The 16,002-nt window shown below is 63.1% G+C and carries 16 protein-coding genes; 1 reads left to right on the top strand and 15 read right to left on the bottom strand.

Annotated elements, in window-relative coordinates; all coding sequences use genetic code 11:
- Positions 1–9: 9 nt before the first annotated feature.
- From lpxB to EN851_RS04750, 13 genes are all read right to left on the bottom strand, one after another.
- Positions 10–1,182 carry a lipid-A-disaccharide synthase gene (gene lpxB / locus EN851_RS04810; RefSeq protein ID WP_135918466.1) on the bottom strand — a complete coding sequence of 391 codons (1,173 nt, stop codon included), beginning with the start codon at positions 1,180–1,182 and terminating at the stop codon, positions 10–12.
- Entirely contained in the window at positions 1,172–2,074 is a 903-nt protein-coding gene (gene lpxI / locus EN851_RS04805; RefSeq protein ID WP_245520687.1) for a UDP-2,3-diacylglucosamine diphosphatase LpxI, read from the bottom strand. The genes lpxB and lpxI overlap by 11 nt, the downstream gene beginning before the upstream one ends.
- Entirely contained in the window at positions 2,061–2,894 is an 834-nt protein-coding gene (lpxA, locus tag EN851_RS04800; protein ID WP_135918465.1) for an acyl-ACP--UDP-N-acetylglucosamine O-acyltransferase, read from the bottom strand. The genes lpxI and lpxA overlap by 14 nt, the downstream gene beginning before the upstream one ends.
- Before the next feature lie 13 nt (positions 2,895–2,907).
- Positions 2,908–3,375: a 3-hydroxyacyl-ACP dehydratase FabZ gene (gene fabZ / locus EN851_RS04795; protein ID WP_015317790.1), complete on the bottom strand. Its 468-nt coding sequence runs from the start codon at positions 3,373–3,375 to the stop codon at positions 2,908–2,910.
- Complete coding sequence (lpxD, locus tag EN851_RS04790; RefSeq protein WP_135918464.1) at positions 3,368–4,423, bottom strand: UDP-3-O-(3-hydroxymyristoyl)glucosamine N-acyltransferase; 1,056 nt, start codon at positions 4,421–4,423, stop codon at positions 3,368–3,370. Before lpxD ends, fabZ begins: the two co-directional genes overlap by 8 nt.
- A gap of 73 nt (positions 4,424–4,496) precedes the next feature.
- The gene (bamA, locus tag EN851_RS04785) at positions 4,497–6,872 is read right to left on the bottom strand and encodes an outer membrane protein assembly factor BamA (RefSeq protein ID WP_127277855.1); all 2,376 of its coding nucleotides are present in this window, start codon (positions 6,870–6,872) and stop codon (positions 4,497–4,499) included.
- A 217-nt stretch (positions 6,873–7,089) separates the two neighbouring features.
- Entirely contained in the window at positions 7,090–8,232 is a 1,143-nt protein-coding gene (gene rseP, locus EN851_RS04780; protein WP_127277854.1) for an RIP metalloprotease RseP, read from the bottom strand.
- A 97-nt stretch (positions 8,233–8,329) separates the two neighbouring features.
- On the bottom strand, positions 8,330–9,145 hold the full coding sequence (locus EN851_RS04775) for a phosphatidate cytidylyltransferase (RefSeq protein WP_135918463.1): 816 nt from the start codon (positions 9,143–9,145) through the stop codon (positions 8,330–8,332).
- Positions 9,142–9,876, bottom strand: a complete 735-nt coding sequence (locus EN851_RS04770) for an isoprenyl transferase (protein WP_127277852.1) — start codon at positions 9,874–9,876, stop codon at positions 9,142–9,144. The genes EN851_RS04775 and EN851_RS04770 overlap by 4 nt, the downstream gene beginning before the upstream one ends.
- A gap of 32 nt (positions 9,877–9,908) precedes the next feature.
- Positions 9,909–10,463, bottom strand: a complete 555-nt coding sequence (gene frr / locus EN851_RS04765) for a ribosome recycling factor (protein WP_027142617.1) — start codon at positions 10,461–10,463, stop codon at positions 9,909–9,911.
- 108 nt (positions 10,464–10,571) lie between these two features.
- The gene (gene pyrH, locus EN851_RS04760; protein WP_027142616.1) at positions 10,572–11,294 is read right to left on the bottom strand and encodes a UMP kinase; all 723 of its coding nucleotides are present in this window, start codon (positions 11,292–11,294) and stop codon (positions 10,572–10,574) included.
- 152 nt (positions 11,295–11,446) lie between these two features.
- Positions 11,447–12,556: an aldo/keto reductase gene (locus EN851_RS04755; protein ID WP_127277851.1), complete on the bottom strand. Its 1,110-nt coding sequence runs from the start codon at positions 12,554–12,556 to the stop codon at positions 11,447–11,449.
- A gap of 35 nt (positions 12,557–12,591) precedes the next feature.
- Entirely contained in the window at positions 12,592–13,119 is a 528-nt protein-coding gene (locus tag EN851_RS04750; protein ID WP_135915901.1) for a nuclear transport factor 2 family protein, read from the bottom strand.
- Between the two features lie 116 nt (positions 13,120–13,235).
- On the opposite strand from EN851_RS04750, the gene EN851_RS04745 reads away from it, so the two are divergent.
- Positions 13,236–14,171 (top strand): LysR family transcriptional regulator, encoded by a 936-nt coding sequence (locus EN851_RS04745; RefSeq protein WP_135915900.1) that lies wholly within the window; start codon positions 13,236–13,238, stop codon positions 14,169–14,171.
- A gap of 13 nt (positions 14,172–14,184) precedes the next feature.
- Here the strand turns inward: EN851_RS04745 and tsf are convergent, their stop codons facing one another.
- Positions 14,185–15,105, bottom strand: a complete 921-nt coding sequence (gene tsf / locus EN851_RS04740; protein ID WP_027142611.1) for a translation elongation factor Ts — start codon at positions 15,103–15,105, stop codon at positions 14,185–14,187.
- A gap of 110 nt (positions 15,106–15,215) precedes the next feature.
- Complete coding sequence (gene rpsB / locus EN851_RS04735; RefSeq protein ID WP_023777441.1) at positions 15,216–15,998, bottom strand: 30S ribosomal protein S2; 783 nt, start codon at positions 15,996–15,998, stop codon at positions 15,216–15,218.
- Positions 15,999–16,002: the final 4 nt, after the last annotated feature.

Here is a 16,002-nt window from a genome sequence, read left to right as displayed (position 1 = left end):
GCCCACTGCCTACTGCTTGCTCTTGATGCACCCCATCACCACCTCCGCAGCGATATCGCCGGAGGGCCTGTCGGTCGCCATGCGCCTTGCCACTTCCGCAAAGCCGTCCTTCTGCCAGGCTCGGTAGCCGGTGTCTGAAAACAGCGCCTCGAGCTGCCGCGCCAGATAGCGCGGCCGCACATATTGGTTGTAGTGCTCCGGCACCACGATCTGGTCGGCAATCAGATTGGGCAGGGCCGCACTCCACACCGTGACCAGCCCCTGGACCATGCGCATCACCGGATCGAGCCGGTAGCACGAGATCATCGGCACACCGGACAGCGCCAGTTCCAACGACACTGTTCCCGAGGCGATCAGTGCCGCATCGGCTTTGCCGAAGGCCTGCCATTTGCGCTCAGGCTCAAGGATGATCTCAGGCTTTTCATCCCAGCGAGCAACCGATGTTTTGATCAGGTCAGCGACATGCGGCACCGTCGGCAACAGCAGGCGCAAGCGATGTCCGCGCGCCCGCAATGCCGAGACCGTCTCACCAAACGGACCAATAAGCCGGCTCGCTTCGCCGCGCCGCGATCCCGGCAGGACGAGCAGCGTCTTGACACGATCGCCCGAGAGATCGCGCGGCTGGCCTTGCGCCTTGGCCGCGCCAAGTACGCCGGGATCATGCGTCAGGCGATGTCCGACATAGGTGCCGGGCGGGCCACCGAGGCGGCTGAGTTCCTTCACTTCGAAAGGCAGGATGCACAGTATGTGGTCGACGTAGGGCTTCATCGCCGCCGCCCTGCCCGGCCGCCACGCCCAGACGCTCGGGCAGACATAGTGGACGATCGGGATGTTCGGATCGGCGGCTCGAACCTTTTTGGCGACGCGCAGCGAAAAGTCAGGGCTGTCGATGGTGATGAGGCAGTCGGGCTTTTCAGCGGCGACGGCACTTGCCGTCTGGCTGATCCGCCGCATCAGGCGCGGCAGGTCGCGCAGGATGGCGCTGAGCCCCATCAGTGCGATCTCTGATCCGTCGAACAGCGGCGCCAGCCCAAGCGCCCGCAGATGCCGCCCGCCAATGCCGACGAGGCGCACCTCGCGCCCGGTCATGCGTTTCAGGGCCTGGACGATGTCGGCGCCAAGCAGGTCGCCGGATTCTTCGCCGGCGACGATCGCGATCTTCAGCGGCTTCTCAGCTGCCATGGGCAGGCCCCGCGGCCGGCAGGCCGATCACGAACAGACCGAGCGCATTGGCGCGCGCAACGACAGTCGGCCCTTCGAGGATCAACGAGCGGCCGGCTTCGACGGCAATGCCGGCAAGGCCGGCTTCATGCGCCGCCTCGACCGTTTGCGGGCCGATAGAGGGAAGATCGGCGCGCAGTTCCTGGCCGGGCTTGGCGCATTTAACCAGGACGCCGCGCGTTTTGCCGGCGAGCCTGCCATGGCCACGCAGTTGCTGCGTCCGCTCGAGCAGACCGCCGGTGCCCTCGATGCCTTCCAGGGCAATGACGCGACCGCCGATCGCAATAGCGGCCTGGCCGATGTCGAGCGCGCCGATGGCCTTTGCCGCCGCATGCGCCGCCTCGATGTCGCGCCAGTCCGACTTTCGCGGCACTGCCTTGGTCAGCGGCCCCTCAGTCGCGACAAGTTTCGGCACGACTTCGTGCGCGCCGACGACCTTGATGCCGCGCGCCTCCAGGCCTCGGGTCAATATCTTCAACAGGCCGTCATCGCCGCGCGCAAGCGCCATGGCGGCGGAGGATATCACAGCCAGCAGGCCGAAGCTCGGGCGCATGTCGATCAGACGCGGCCTGCGCCTGATCTCGCCGGCAAGCACGAGATGGCTGATCCGCCGGCGCCTCAGCAAGGCAGCCAGCGAGCCGATGTCTTCCAGGGCAAGGCTTTCATGCTCATAGACCGTGAGCTCGGACAGACGGTCGGCCTGGCCTTCGACCAAGATGATGACGGGCGGATGTCCGCCCTCCGCCAGCCCTTCGGCGACTTCGACCGGCAGGCTGCCGCCGCCGGCAATGATGCCGACCCTGGCGCCCCGCGCGAGAACGAAGCCTGCCGAGCTGGCCTCAGCCTTCGTCATCGGTGACGTCGCCATCGCCGCCCTTTAGCGATGGCACCGCATAGTGCCGCTTGCCGCGACTGGTGATGAAATCGATGATCTTCATTGCAGTCGGTGACGAGGCGAACTCGGCCTTGGCGAACTCGATATTCTCACCGACGGTGCGGGAGCGGTCGAAGATCGTCTTGTAGGCCTTGCGCAGCAGATAGATTTCGGAACGCGGCAAACCGGCGCGCTTGAGGCCGATGATGTTCAAGCCGCGCAAGCTGGCGCGGTTGCCGACCGCGATGGCATAGGGAATGACATCACCAACAAAAGCCGAGCACCCGCCAAGAAAGGCGTTGTCGCCAACGCGCACAAATTGATGGACGGCGCTGAGGCCGCCAATATAGACGTTGTCACCGATTTCGCAGTGTCCGCCCAGCGTCGCGCCGTTGGCGAAGGTGGCGTTCTTGCCGACGGCGCAATCATGGGCGATATGGGCGTAGGCAAGGAAATTGCCATTGTCGCCCACCGTCGTTTCGCCGCGGCTGGTGTCGGTGCCGACATGCATGGTCACGCCTTCGCGGATGGTGCAGTTGGCGCCGATGACGAGTGTGGTGCGGCCGCCCTTGTGCTTGGTGTTCTGCGGCGGTGCGCCCAAGATCGCCATCGGATAGACCTTGGTCGACGCCCCGATAGTGGTCGCGCCCATCACCGAGACATGGCTGACCAGTTCGACACCGTCGCCGATCACGGCATCGGCGCTGACATGGCAGAACGGCCCAATGCGCACACCCTGGCCGATCTGGGCGCCTCCTTCGACGACGGAGGAAGGATGGATTGACGTCTTGATTTTCATAGGCACTCGATCGTCAGTCGCCGGTGACCATCATGGCTGAAATCTCGGCCTCGGCCGCCTTGGTACCTTCGACCAGGGCTTCGCAGGCGAATTTGAGCAGGTTGCCGCGCTTCTTGATTTTCTTGACATGGATCTTCAACTGGTCGCCGGGAACGACCGGTTTGCGGAATTTTGCGTTGTCGATGGTCAGGAAATAGACCAGCGACGGTTTCGACGCCCCGAGGCTGCGAATGCAGATGGCGCCGGCCGTCTGCGCCATGGCCTCAACGATGAGCACGCCCGGCATCACCGGCTGCTCCGGGAAATGCCCCTGAAAATGCGGCTCGTTTATGGTCACGTTCTTGATGCCGATAGCGGAGTCGTCACCATCGATGTCCACGATGCGGTCGATCATGAGGAAGGGGTAACGGTGCGGCAGGAGCTTCATCAGCCCCAATATGTCAACCGCTTCCAGCGTTGTCGCCGCCACCATGTCAGCCATTGTCCTTGCCCTGCTTGCGTGCTCTGGCCATCGTGCGCAACATGGCTATCTCTCGCATGGCTTCCGCCATCGGCTGTGCCGGATAGCCACCCCATATCTCGCCGGCGGGAACATTGCTCATAAATCCACTTCTGGCGGCAAGCTTGGCACCTGTACCAATCGTCAGATGATCCGCAAGCCCGACGCCGCCGCCCATAGTGACATTGTCACCCACCACCACGGAACCGGAAATACCCGAAAGCCCGGCCACTATGCAATTGCGACCGATGCGGACGTTATGGGCGATCTGCACGAGATTGTCGATCTTTGTGCCTTGCCCAATGATCGTATCGGACATCGCGCCGCGATCGACTGTGGAATTGGAGCCGATCTCGACATCATCCTGGATGACGACGCGTCCGATTTGCGGGACCCGTTCCGGGCCCTTGGCGCCGCCGACAAAGCCAAAGCCGTCCTGGCCGATCCTGGCCCCACCATGGATGATGACCCGATTGCCGATCAGTGCGTACTGGATGCTGGCGCCCGGGCCGACATATCCGTCACGGCCGATCTGGCAGGACTGTCCGATGACGGCGTTCGGCGCAATGACGGTGCCGCTGCCGATCGAGACGCCAGGCCCGACGACGGCGCCGGCCTCGATGACGACGCCGGCTTCGACATGCGCGGTCGGGTCGACATGGGCATGCGGCGAAACGCCGGTTTCGCCAGTCATCGGCCCCGGCGTGGCGGCTGTCGGGAACAGCAGGCGCCCAACCAGCGCGAAAGCCTGTTGCGGCCGCGGATGGATCAGGACGGCGATGCCGGCAGGCGCCTTGTTCGCGAATTCCGCCGGACACAGCACCGCAGCCGCCCGCAGCGACGGCATCAGCGCGGAATTACGCCTGCCATCGACGAAGACGAGCGCGTTGACGCCGCCTTCACTGGCTGGCGCCAACGCTTCGATCGAAACGTCGGATTGGCCCGAATCGACAAGCACCGAGCCAGTCAGATTCGCGACTTCGGCCGCCGTATACCGGCGTGATGGCGCGAAGAACACCGGATCGGTCATTCCAGAAGCTATATCCAGCTAGGTCGGAACATTTCTCCCGGATCCAAAACCCGGGAGCATCGTTGGCCGCCGATCAGAAGCGGGTCGATATGCCGAAGTTGAATTCCTGCACGTCGTCGCTCGCCTCTTTCCTGACCGGGATCGCATAGTCGATACGGATCGGGCCGAAGGGCGAGGCCCACATCAGGCCGAGACCGACCGAGGCGCGCAACTTCATGCCGGTAGAATCTTGATCGACCAGCCCAGTCGCAAGCTTGCTGCCATAGAGCGTCGCCGCATCGGCGAACACCGCGCCACGCAAGCCGAAGCTCTCCGGAACAACCGGCAGCGGGAACTGGGCTTCGGCCGAAGCGTTGAAGTAGGTCGTGCCACCCAGGTGGTCGCCGCTGGTGTCGCTGGCAACCGGGCCGATACCACCATAGGCAAAGCCGCGGATCATGCGGTCGTTGCTCTGGAAGTGATCGAAGATGCGCAGGTCGCCGTTGCCATATCCCTCGACATGACCGGCCCCGCCCGAAAGGAGCCCGACAAGGTCAAGCTGTTCGGACAGCGTCTGATAGATGCTGCCCCGTCCGGTGATCTTCACGAATTTGGCATCGCCACCGAGACCCGCGACCTCCACGGTCGTGTTGGCGTAGATCCCCTCATGCGGGTTCTTCATGTCGTCGATCGTGTTGTAGACCAGCCCCAGGCTGACCGAAGACTTGATCCAGGGACTCTGCTCGATGCCGTCCAGAATGGCCTGTGAGATGTTACAGCTGCCGTCGGGATCTCCGATGGAGGTAGGACCGCAACTATCGTCGACCTTATATTTCTCCTGCGAGATATTATACGCCAACTGGGTCGTGATGCTGTTGGTGATCGGCAGCCCGAAGCGGATCGTCGCGCCGGTGGTGTCGCTGTCGTAGTTGTTGTTGTATTCCCGCGTCGACCTGTAGATGTCGAAACCGGCAGCGATGCGCCGCCCGAGAAAATAAGGCTCGGTGAACGACAGGCTGTAGTCACGCGAGTTCTTGCCGCCGCCGGCCGACAGCTTGATGAACTGGCCACGGCCGAGGAAGTTGCGCTCGGTGATCGATCCTTCGACCGACGGTCCGGCCGCGTCGCCACCGGTCGAATAGCCGGCGCCGATCGAGAACTCACCGGTCGACTTCTCGACCACGTCGACGACGAGCACAACTTGGTCAGGGGCCGAGCCAGGCACGGTCGAAATGTCGACTTTGTCAAAATAATTCAGGTCTTCCAGGCGCTTCTTCGCGCGCTGGATGAGCACCTGGTTGAACGCGTCGCCTTCGCTGACATCGAATTCGCGGCGGATGACATAGTCACGCGTACGATCGTTGCCGCGGATCTCGATGCGCTCGACATAGGCCTTGGTGCCCTGGTCCACCGTGTAGACAACCGAGATCGTGTGGTTCTCGAAGTTGCGGTCGCCGCGCGGCGTCACCTGCGCAAAGGCATAGCCGGAACCGGCTACCTTTTCCGTCAACGCGATGATCGAGTCTTCGACATCCTTGGCGTTGTAGACATCACCCTTGCGGGTTTCGACCACCGATTCCAGCGACTTGGAGTCCACTTCCGGGATCGTGCTTTCGACGCTGATGTCGCCGAAATTATAGCGATCGCCTTCCTGGACGGTGATGGTGACCGTGTATTTGTTGGTCGCATTGTCGAGTTCGCCGACGGCGGACACGACCTGGAAATCGGCATAGCCGTGATTGTAGTAGAAACGGCGCAGCAATTCCTGGTCGGCGCGCAGCTTGTCTTCGTCATAGACGTCATCGCGCAGGATGAACGAGACCCAGGATGAACGCTTGGTGTTGATCACGTCCGACAGGCGGCGGCTGGAATAGGCGCTGTTGCCGACGAAATTGATTGCCGCAATCTGCGTGCGATCGCCTTCGGTGACGTGGAAGACCACGTTCACGCGGTTGTCGCCGAGCTCCATGACCTGCGCGGTCACGCCGGCATCGTCACGGCCGATGCGCCTGTAAGCGGCCTTGACCGCCTCGACGTCCGAATCGAGCGTGGCCTGCGAGAACGTGCCGCGCGGCTTCAGCTGAACCGCTGCCTGAAGCGCGTTGTCCTTGAGCTTCTTGTTGCCCTGGAACAGCACCTGGTTGACGACCTTGTATTCCGAAACCTTGACCACCAGGGTCGAGCCGACCTGATTGATCTGGACATCCGAGAACAGGCCGGTGCCGAACAGCGCCTTGACCGCGGCGTCGACATCGGAGCTGGAGAAGGCCTTGCCCGGCTTGATGGTGATGTAATTGCGGATGGTATCGGCGTCGACACGCTGGTTGCCGCTCACCTCAACCCTGCTTACGACAGCGGCTTCGGCCGCCGATGTGGCAACGAACTGCACTGCGAACGCACCTGGTACGACCAGAGCGGCGGACAGTGCCGCCGCTGACGCGGCGTTTAGAAACTTGGATGCTGCCTTCATCGGGCTTAATAACCTTTTCTCGTAGTCCCCACGGCGAGAAAACCGGACGTGCGGTCATTTCCCCTACCGTATTAACCGGATTTTCCCTACACGCAAGGCTTCTGGTTAATTTGTATTTACTTAACCCTGTTGCGTGGCTTTCGCGTCACTCATATCCCCGTGCATGGTAAACGGCGTCTCAACATCGCCCATGCCCAGGCCAAATTCCTTCATGATTTCAGCACCCAAAGAGATCGTTCCAGAACACGAACCCCATGAAGCACAGCACCACAAGCAGACCAGCCCGATAGGCCATTTCCATCATCCGTTCCGACACTGGCCGGCGGATGACGGCCTCCACCCCGTAGAACAACAGATGGCCGCCGTCGAGGGGGGGAATCGGCAAAAGGTTTAGAATGCCTATCCCCACGGACAGCAGCGCGACAAGCTGCACCAGCCACTCGAAACCGAGTTTGGCAGCCTTGCCGGCCATGTCGGCGATCTTGACCGGGCCACCCAGCTGGCACTTGTCCTCGCGCCCGACAGCGAAGCGCTGCAGGAACTGTCCGGTGCGCTCGATGACATGGCCCGTTTCCTCAACCGCCGCCGCGACCGCCCCAACGGGGGTGTAGGTGATGAGACGGGGCTGGCCGAGTTCCTTGTTATTGACGACGCCGATCACCGCAACCTTGACCTTGTTGCCGAGCGCGTCCTCCTGCTCCATCAGCCGCGGCGACGCGGTCACCGTGACCTCCTTGCCGTTGCGCAGCATGACAAAGGTGATGGTGTCGCCGGCCCGGCCCGAAACCAGCCGCTGCACGTCTCCGAAAGTTTCGACCTTGCTACCGTCGACGCTGACGAATCGGTCGCCAGGCAAAATGCCGGCCTTGGCCGCCGGGCTGTCGGCGGTAACCTCCGCCACCATGGGCTCCGCGACATAACGCCCATAGGAGGCAAACAGCACGGAAAAGACCACGATCGCCAGCAGGAAGTTGAACAGCGGCCCGGCCGCCACCGTTGCCGCGCGCTTCCAGATCGCCTGGGTGTGGAAGGCAACCTTGCGTTCCTCGTCGGTCAGCGTTTCGAGCTCTTCCGATGTCGGCTGGCTGGAGGTGGCGCTCATGTCGCCGACAAACTTGACATAACCGCCGAGCGGTATGGCGCAAAGCTTCCAGCGCGTGCCATGCCTGTCGTTGAAGCCGATGAGCTCCGGACCGAAGCCGATCGAGAAGGCCTTGACCCCGATGCCGCACCAGCGGCCAACGAGGTAGTGGCCCATCTCGTGAACGAACACCACCACGGTGAGCACGAAGAGAAACGGCACGAGCGTGCCGAGAAAGAGGCCTTCGGTGCTGAAAATCGCGTGAAGAATCTCGTTCAACTCAGGCCCTCAAGTTCTTCCGCGGTCGCGGCGTGACTGTGACATCAATCCAGGCGAATCCAAGGCACGTCGGCGCCAGATCGTGGCATGACAGCATTCAAATGGGAAACAGCCCCTGTGCCGGATGGTCGGCGCCCGCAGAAATCCAACCGATGACGTATAGGGCAAGAGCGGCCGCGACAAGCCCGTCGACACGATCCATGATGCCGCCATGGCCAGGAATGAGCACGCCGGAATCCTTGCAGCCGTGCCGCCGTTTGACCCAGGATTCGAACAGGTCGCCCGCTTGGGCGACAACTGACAGCGCCAGCGCCACAAGGCCGAGCAACGCCAGGTTGCCGGCGCCGGCAATGGCTGCCAGCAGAAGTCCCGCGACGACGCCACCGACCGCCCCGCCGAACGCGCCGCTGCGCGTCTTGCCTGGCGAAATCGACGGCGCCAGTTTAGGCCCGCCGACGGCGCGTCCGACGAAATAGGCAAAAATGTCGGTTGCCCAGACGACCGCGAACAGGAACAGGATGGCGACGAGGCCCGAATGGTCGCCATCGCGCAGCAGGGCAAGCGACAGGCCCGACACGCAGGCATAGGCAAGGCCGCCAGCGTCCCACTGGCCGATCTTGCGAAGTCCCGCGGTGGTCGCCGTTATCGCAACCAGAATCACGACCAGCGGCAGCAGCCACAATGCGGACAGGCCAGCGATCAAGGCGCCGACGAAAATGACCATCAGCGCTTCCGGCAGCAAACCAAGCCCGTCGGCCGCGGCGGGCCGCGACATACGTGTCCACTCATAAAAGATCATTGCCGACATGACCGCGCACAGCAGCCGGAAAGGCAGGCCGCCAAGCCAGGTCAGGCCAAGGGCGACAATGGCGAGCACGACCGCCGAAATCACACGCAGCTGAAGGTTGCTCATCCCGCGGCCGGTCGCGAAGCGACGTCTTGCGGGTCCAGTCCGCCGAAGCGGCGCTCGCGGCCGGCATATTCGCGCAAGGCCTCGGCGAGGTGCTCGCGATTGAAGTCCGGCCAGTAGCAGGGCAGGAAGACGAGTTCGCTGTAGGCAGCCTGCCACAAGAGGAAGTTGGACAGGCGAAGCTCGCCGCTGGTGCGGATGACCAGCTCCGGATCGGGAATGCCTTGCGTGTCGAGAGAGCCGGCAAAGCTTTCGGCGGTGATCGCCTCGCTATCGATTTCACCGCGCGCCACGGCCAGGGCAAGCTTGCGCGCGGTGCGGACGATCTCGTCGCGCCCGCCGTAATTGAAGGCGATCACCAGCGTCAGCGAGGTGTTGTTGATCGTCAGCGATTCGGCTTCCTCGAGCAGTCCCCTGATGTCCGCCTGCAGCCCTGCCCGGTCGCCGATGATCCTGACCCGCACGCCGCTCTGGTGCAGCTCGGCAAGGTCGCGACGGATGAACAGCTTCAACAGACCCATAAGGTCACTGACCTCGGACTTCGGCCGCGACCAGTTCTCCGACGAGAAAGCATAGACGGTCAGGAAGGAGATGCCGAGACCGGGGGCGGCGCGCACCGCCTTGCGCAGCGCCTCGACGCCGGCGCGATGACCCGCGAGCCTCGGCATGCCGCGCGCCTTGGCCCAGCGTCCATTTCCATCCATGATGATCGCGACATGCGCGGGCGTTGTCATGATCTCGCTTTCGGATCAGCCAAGGGCCAACCCTAAACCTGCATGATTTCAGCTTCCTTGTCGGAAAGCAGATGATCGATGGTGCTGATGGTTTCGTCGGTAAGTTTCTGGACCTGGTCGGAACGCTTGCGCTGGTCGTCCTCGCTGATGTCGCCGTCCTTCTCCGCCTTCTTCAGGAAGTCCATGCCGTCGCGCCGCACATGGCGCGCGGCGACACGCGCGTTCTCGGCATAGCCGTGCGAAATCTTGACCAGCTCCTTGCGGCGCTGTTCGTTGAGCTCCGGCAGCGGAATCCTCAGATTGGTGCCGTCGACGATCGGGTTGAAGCCCAGATTGGATTCCCGGATCGCGCGGTCGACCGCGCCGACCATCGACTTGTCCCAGACCGAGACCGAGATCATGCGCGGCTCCGGCACGGTGACGTTGGCCACCTGATTGATCGGCATGGTGGTGCCATAGGCTTGCACCTGGATCGCGTCGAGCAGGTTGCTGGACGCGCGGCCGGTCCGCAGCGAGGCCAGATCATGCTTGAACGCCGCGATTGCCCCATCCATGCGCCGCTTGAGATCGTCGTACTCACCACTCATTTTAGTCTCCTCGACCCGTCTGCCGCGGGTTCACTGCTTCGGGGCAAGGCCCCGTGTTCGAGCCTGATTTCGAAACCCGGCTTCCCTTCTTCGGGATCAGGCCCCGGATCACTCGTCCGCGACGACCGTACAGCGGCCGCCGCCCCTCAGAATATCCCCGAAACCGCCCTTTTCGTGGATCGAATAGACGATTATCGGAATGTTGTTTTCGCGCGCAAGTGCAATCGCAGCCGTATCCATGATCGAAAGGCCGCGATTTATGACTTCGGCGTGGCTGATGCGCTCGAAACGCGTCGCGCTGGGGTCCTTTTTCGGGTCGGCCGAATAGACGCCGTCGACCTGCGTGCCCTTGAACAGCGCGTCGGCGCCGATTTCGGCCGCACGGAGCGCGGCAGCCGAATCAGTGGTGAAGAACGGATTGCCGGTGCCGCCGGCGAAGATCACGACCTTGCCCTGGTTCATGTAGGCGGTCGCCTGGCGCTGCGAAAAGCTCTCGCAAAGCTCGGGCATGGCGATCGCGGACAGCACGACGGCGTCGACGCCGATCTTGTTCAGCGATGTGCGCAGCGCCAGCGAATTGATGACCGTGGCAAGCATGCCCATATGGTCGCCGGTAACGCGGTCCCCGCCCTTGGAGGCGACGGCCACGCCGCGAAAGATATTGCCGCCGCCAATGACGACACCCACCTCGATGCCCAGCGCGCGCGCCTCGGCGATGTCGCCGGCAATGCGGTCGACGACCGAGACGTCGATGCCGAAATGCTGTTCGCCCATCAACGCTTCGCCCGAAGCTTTCAGCAGAACACGTCGGTAGAGGGGCTTCACCGTCATCTGGTTCCTCGAAAATCCCGGCGCGGCAAGCTCCGAAGGCGAAAAAGGCCTCCTGCTTCGCCCGGCGGTGCTGTCATGACGGGTTGACCGGATACACGAAGGGCGCAGCGATGTCACGCCGCGCCCTTGTGCAAAATTCCAGGCTTTTTGGATCAATTGCTGCTGATGGCAACGGCCTCGCCTTCGACCACCACCGGCAATGCATAACCGGACGGCTTGTCGCCGGTCACGACACCGCCGGCGACACGGACCTGGATCTCGGGACCGAAATAGGAATGCGGGAACGGCGCCGGCGTGCCGCTCACCTTGTCCAGCCGCTGGCGAAGCGCGGGCGGTATGGAGAAATCGAGCGCCGCGAGATTGTCCTGCAACTGCGAAAGCCTCGTTGCTCCAAGGATGACGGTGGCAATTCCTGGCTGTGTCGCCACCCAGTTGAGCGCCACCTGAGCCATGCCGCGGCCGAGCTCGGCGGCGACCTTCTCCAACTCCGCCACAACAGCCCAGTTGTGCTCGGTAAATTTCTGGAAGCCTGGATGGGTGGTGTTGCGGAAGCCGTCGAGCCGGCCGGCATTGCCCGCTTGCGCCGGGCGGTATTTGCCACTCAACAGCCCGCTGGCCAGCGGGCTCCAGACCATGATGCCGGCGCCATGGCGCGTCCCGAACGGCACGAATTCATGCTCGATGGCACGCTCCGCCAGGGAGTATTCGAGCTGCAACGCCGAGATCGGCTCATAGCCGCGCAGTTCGGCGATCGCCTGAGCCCGTCCGGCATACCAGGCCGGCACGTCGGACAGGCCGATGTGACGTATCTTGCCCGCCCGAACCAGATCGTCGAGGGTCCGCAGCACTTCCTCGGCCGGCGTCAGCCTGTCCCAGATATGCATGAGATAGAGATCGATGTAGTCGGTGCCCAGCCGCTTCAGCGAGGCGTCGACGGCACGCATGATGTTCTTGCGGCCATTGCCGCCGGCGTTGGGATTGCCGGGGTTCGAGTTCATGGTGAATTTGGTGGCGATCACCGCCTTGTCGCGCAAGCCTCGCTCGGCCACGAATTCACCGAGCCAGGTCTCGGCTGTGCCGCCGGTATATAGGTCTGCGGTGTCGAAGAAATTGCCGCCAGCCTCGACATAGGCGTCGAACATCGCGCGCGCCGTGTCCCGGTCCGCGCCCCAGCCCCATTCCGTGCCGAAGGTCATCGTGCCCAGCGCCAGCCGGCTGACGCGCAGGCCGCTGTTGCCGAGTGTGTAGTAGCTCATCGTCATTGTCTTTTCCGATCCTGATCCGGTTGGTGCGGGCGTCATTGGCCCGGGGTCGCCTTGACCCAGGGATTGCCGCGTTCATGCGTCATGCGGAAGGTGAAGCCATCGACTTTCCAGACGGAGCCAGAACGTGTCAGGTGGTGCTCATACGTGCCCCAGACTTCCCACAGCGGATCGCCATTGCCCTCCATCCGGTTCCAGGCATAGCCGTTCGACAGAACGGTCGCGCTGTCCGCCTCGAGAACGACCTGGTGATTGGTGCGCAGGTGCAGGCTGGTCTTGCTGCCCTTGAGATTGCCGGCCCAGGCGCCGATCAGATCGTCGGACGCAATGTTGGCCGCGGGCTGCCCGGACAGGCTGCTGAAGTCGGCGGCGACCCGATCCGCGAAATAGAAGCGCGCGCGCTTCCAGTCCTGCGCGTCGACGGCGCGGTCGATGGCATCGGCGATGCGGATGACCGCGCGTTCGTCCGCGAGCGCTTGCCAGCCGGATGGTTCCGCCCCGCCGGCATCGACCGGTGACAGCGCCACGCCGGCCGCGAAAGTTACGTGCTTCAACGCATTCATGTCTCTTCTCCTCAATGCCATCAGCCAACCGCGGATGTGTCGGCGACAATATGGATCGGTGTCTTGGCATCGATTAGATTGCATTGTTCGCAAGGACCATGCGATATCATTCATGAATGGATCGGGATCTGCTCTCTCATCTGCCTGTCATCGTCGCCGTTGCCCGGCGCGGCGGCTTCGCGCTTGCGGCGGCCGAACTCGGTATGAGCCCGTCGGCGGTCAGCCATGCGGTGCGCCTCGTCGAGGAGCGGATCGGCCAGCCGCTGTTTGCGCGCACGACGCGCAGCGTTTCGCTCACCGAGGCCGGCAAGGCGCTGGTGGAAACGGCCGCCCCTGCCCTCCAGGACATTGCCGAGCAGATGGACCGCATCCGCAGCGTCAAGGGCAGGCCGTCTGGCCTGCTCAGGATCAATGCCTCCAACATCGCGATCCCATTGGCGGTGACGCCGGTCGTCGCCGCGATGGCCGAGCGCTATCCCGACATTACGGTGGAGGTTTTTGCCGATCAGGGATTGGTCGACATCGTCGGCGAAGGTTTTGACGCCGGCATCCGGCTCGGCGAGATGATCGCGCAGGACATGGTGGCCATCCGACTGACGCCGCCCTTCAAAGTCGTCGTCGTCGCCTCTCCCGCCTATATCGGACGACGTGGGCGTCCGCGCAGCGTGGCCGATCTCGCGAACCACAATTGCATCGGGTACCGGCTTGTCCGCTCGGGTGCCCTCTATCGCTGGGATTTGACCTGGGATGGCAAGGATGTGGTCATGGAAACCAGCGGTACGGCCATCGTGACGGACTCGCTGGCCGCCATTGATCTGGCGCTCGCTGGCGTCGGCCTCGCCTATATGTTCGAGCCGCTGGCGCGCGCGGATCTGGCGGCCGGGCGCCTGGTGCAGGTTCTGCCGCAATCTGCGATCGAGGAACCCGGCCTTTTCCTCTACTTCCCGCGCCGCGCCGCGATGGCGCCGAAGCTCAGGGCCTTTATCGACACCGCAAACGAAATCGGCCTGACATCCTTGCGGACATCAGGCCGAAAAACACAGTCGCAATAATGCGGTAGGACGCTTACTTCTTGACCGCCGCAGCGACTTCCGCGGCGAAATCGGACTCTTCCTTCTCGATGCCCTCGCCAAGCGCGAAGCGCAGATAGGCCGTGATCTTGGCGGGCGCGCCGATTTCCTTTTCGGCATCCTTCAGCGCCTTCTCGACGGTGATGTCGGGATTGAGCACGAAGGCCTGCTTCAAGAGCACGACTTCTTCATAGAACTTGCGCAGGCGACCCTCGACCATCTTCTCGATGATCGCTTCCGGCTTGCCGGACTGGCGCGCCTGGTCGGAGAAGATGGCCTTCTCGCGCTCGACAGCGGCCGGGTCGATCTGCTCGGCGGTCAGCGCCATCGGGTTGGTGGCGGCGACATGCATGGCGACCTGGCGGCCGAAGGCATTGGCGGCATGCTCGTTGCCGGTGGTCTCGATCGCGACCAGCACGCCGAGCTTGCCAAGGCCATCGGCAACCGAATTGTGGACGTAGGTCGCAACCGCGCCATGCGGAACGGTCAGCTTGGCCGAGCGGCGGAAGCCCAGGTTCTCGCCAATGGTGCCGACAGCGTCCTTGATGGTGTCGGTGACCGACTTGTCGGAGCCCGGATACTTCGCGGCAGCCACAGCCTCGGTCGTGCCGTAGGCAAGCGCCACCTTGGCGACGTTGGCGACGATTTCCTGGAAGGCGGCGTTGCGGGCGACGAAGTCGGTCTCGGAATTCACCTCGACGACGGCAGCTTCGCGCACGCCATTGTCGACGCCGATCAGGCCTTCGGCGGCAGTGCGGCCGGCCTTCTTGTCGGCTTTGGAAATGCCCTTCTTGCGCAGCCAGTCGACGGCCTCTTCCATGTTGCCGTTGGTCTCGTTCAACGCCGCCTTGCAGTCCATCATGCCCGCGCCGGTCAAGTCGCGGAGTTCTTTGACCTGTGCAGCCGAAATGCTCATTGTCGCCTCTTTGTTTCAAATGCGCCGACGCACCATCGAATCTCGACGGTGCGTCTGTTTAGCGTGCCAAAATATGAGAAAGATGAAGGCCGCAAGCCGGCCTTCGATTATCAAGCCTCTGGGGCTTCCGACGCCGGAGCCGGATCGAGCGCCGGTTCGACCGGAGCTTCGACCGAAGCGCCGATGTCGACGCCGAGCGCGCCCTGCTGACGGGCGATGCCGTCGATCGCAGCCTTGGCGATCAGGTCGCAATAGAGCTGGATGGCGCGGGCCGCGTCGTCATTGCCGGGGATCGGGAAGTCGATCTTGTCCGGGTCGCAGTTCGAATCGATGATGGCGACGACCGGGATGCCGAGACGCTTCGCCTCGAGGATGGCAATCGCCTCCTTGTTGGTGTCGATCACGAACATCAGGTCGGGCGTCGAGCCCATGTCCTTGATGCCGCCGAGCGCCTTGTCGAGCTTCTCGCGCTCACGGTCGAGGTTCAGGCGTTCCTTCTTGGTCAGGCCTTGCGCCTCGCCGGCCAGCATCTCGTCGAGCTTGCGCAGCCGCTGGATCGAGTTCGAGATCGTTTTCCAGTTGGTCAGCATGCCGCCGAGCCAACGCGAATTGACGTAGTACTGGGCCGAACGCTGTGCCGCATCGGCGACGATGTCGGACGCCTGCCGCTTGGTGCCGACGAACAGCACGCGGCCGCCCTTGGCAACGGTGTCGGAAACCTGCTTCAGCGCCTGGTGCAGCAAAGGCACCGTCTGCGAGAGGTCGATGATGTGGATGTTGTTGCGGGCGCCGTAGATGTAAGGCGCCATCTTCGGGTTCCAGCGGTGGGTCTGGTGGCCGAAGTGAATGCCAGCTTCCAAAAGCTGGCGCATGCTGAAATCAGGCAGTGCCATTCTC

Source organism: Mesorhizobium sp. M8A.F.Ca.ET.208.01.1.1 (assembly GCF_004791315.1).
Taxonomy (GTDB): Bacteria; Pseudomonadota; Alphaproteobacteria; order Rhizobiales; family Rhizobiaceae; genus Mesorhizobium.
Note: the sequence above shows the minus strand (reverse complement) of the source record. Positions and strands in the feature narration are given on the sequence as shown.

Coding starts and splice junctions, on each gene's coding strand:
- EN851_RS04750 (WP_135915901.1), bottom strand. CDS start 13,119: ATGAATGCGTTGAAGCACGTAACTTTCGCGGCCGGCGTGGCGCTGTCA.
- bamA (WP_127277855.1), bottom strand. CDS start 6,872: ATGAAGGCAGCATCCAAGTTTCTAAACGCCGCGTCAGCGGCGGCACTG.
- pyrH (WP_027142616.1), bottom strand. CDS start 11,294: ATGACGGTGAAGCCCCTCTACCGACGTGTTCTGCTGAAAGCTTCGGGC.
- lpxA (WP_135918465.1), bottom strand. CDS start 2,894: ATGAAAATCAAGACGTCAATCCATCCTTCCTCCGTCGTCGAAGGAGGC.
- tsf (WP_027142611.1), bottom strand. CDS start 15,105: ATGAGCATTTCGGCTGCACAGGTCAAAGAACTCCGCGACTTGACCGGC.
- EN851_RS04745 (WP_135915900.1), top strand. CDS start 13,236: ATGGATCGGGATCTGCTCTCTCATCTGCCTGTCATCGTCGCCGTTGCC.
- fabZ (WP_015317790.1), bottom strand. CDS start 3,375: ATGGCTGACATGGTGGCGGCGACAACGCTGGAAGCGGTTGACATATTG.
- lpxD (WP_135918464.1), bottom strand. CDS start 4,423: ATGACCGATCCGGTGTTCTTCGCGCCATCACGCCGGTATACGGCGGCC.
- EN851_RS04755 (WP_127277851.1), bottom strand. CDS start 12,556: ATGACGATGAGCTACTACACACTCGGCAACAGCGGCCTGCGCGTCAGC.
- frr (WP_027142617.1), bottom strand. CDS start 10,463: ATGAGTGGTGAGTACGACGATCTCAAGCGGCGCATGGATGGGGCAATC.
- lpxI (WP_245520687.1), bottom strand. CDS start 2,074: ATGACGAAGGCTGAGGCCAGCTCGGCAGGCTTCGTTCTCGCGCGGGGC.
- EN851_RS04775 (WP_135918463.1), bottom strand. CDS start 9,145: ATGAGCAACCTTCAGCTGCGTGTGATTTCGGCGGTCGTGCTCGCCATT.
- rpsB (WP_023777441.1), bottom strand. CDS start 15,998: ATGGCACTGCCTGATTTCAGCATGCGCCAGCTTTTGGAAGCTGGCATT.
- EN851_RS04770 (WP_127277852.1), bottom strand. CDS start 9,876: ATGACAACGCCCGCGCATGTCGCGATCATCATGGATGGAAATGGACGC.
- lpxB (WP_135918466.1), bottom strand. CDS start 1,182: ATGGCAGCTGAGAAGCCGCTGAAGATCGCGATCGTCGCCGGCGAAGAA.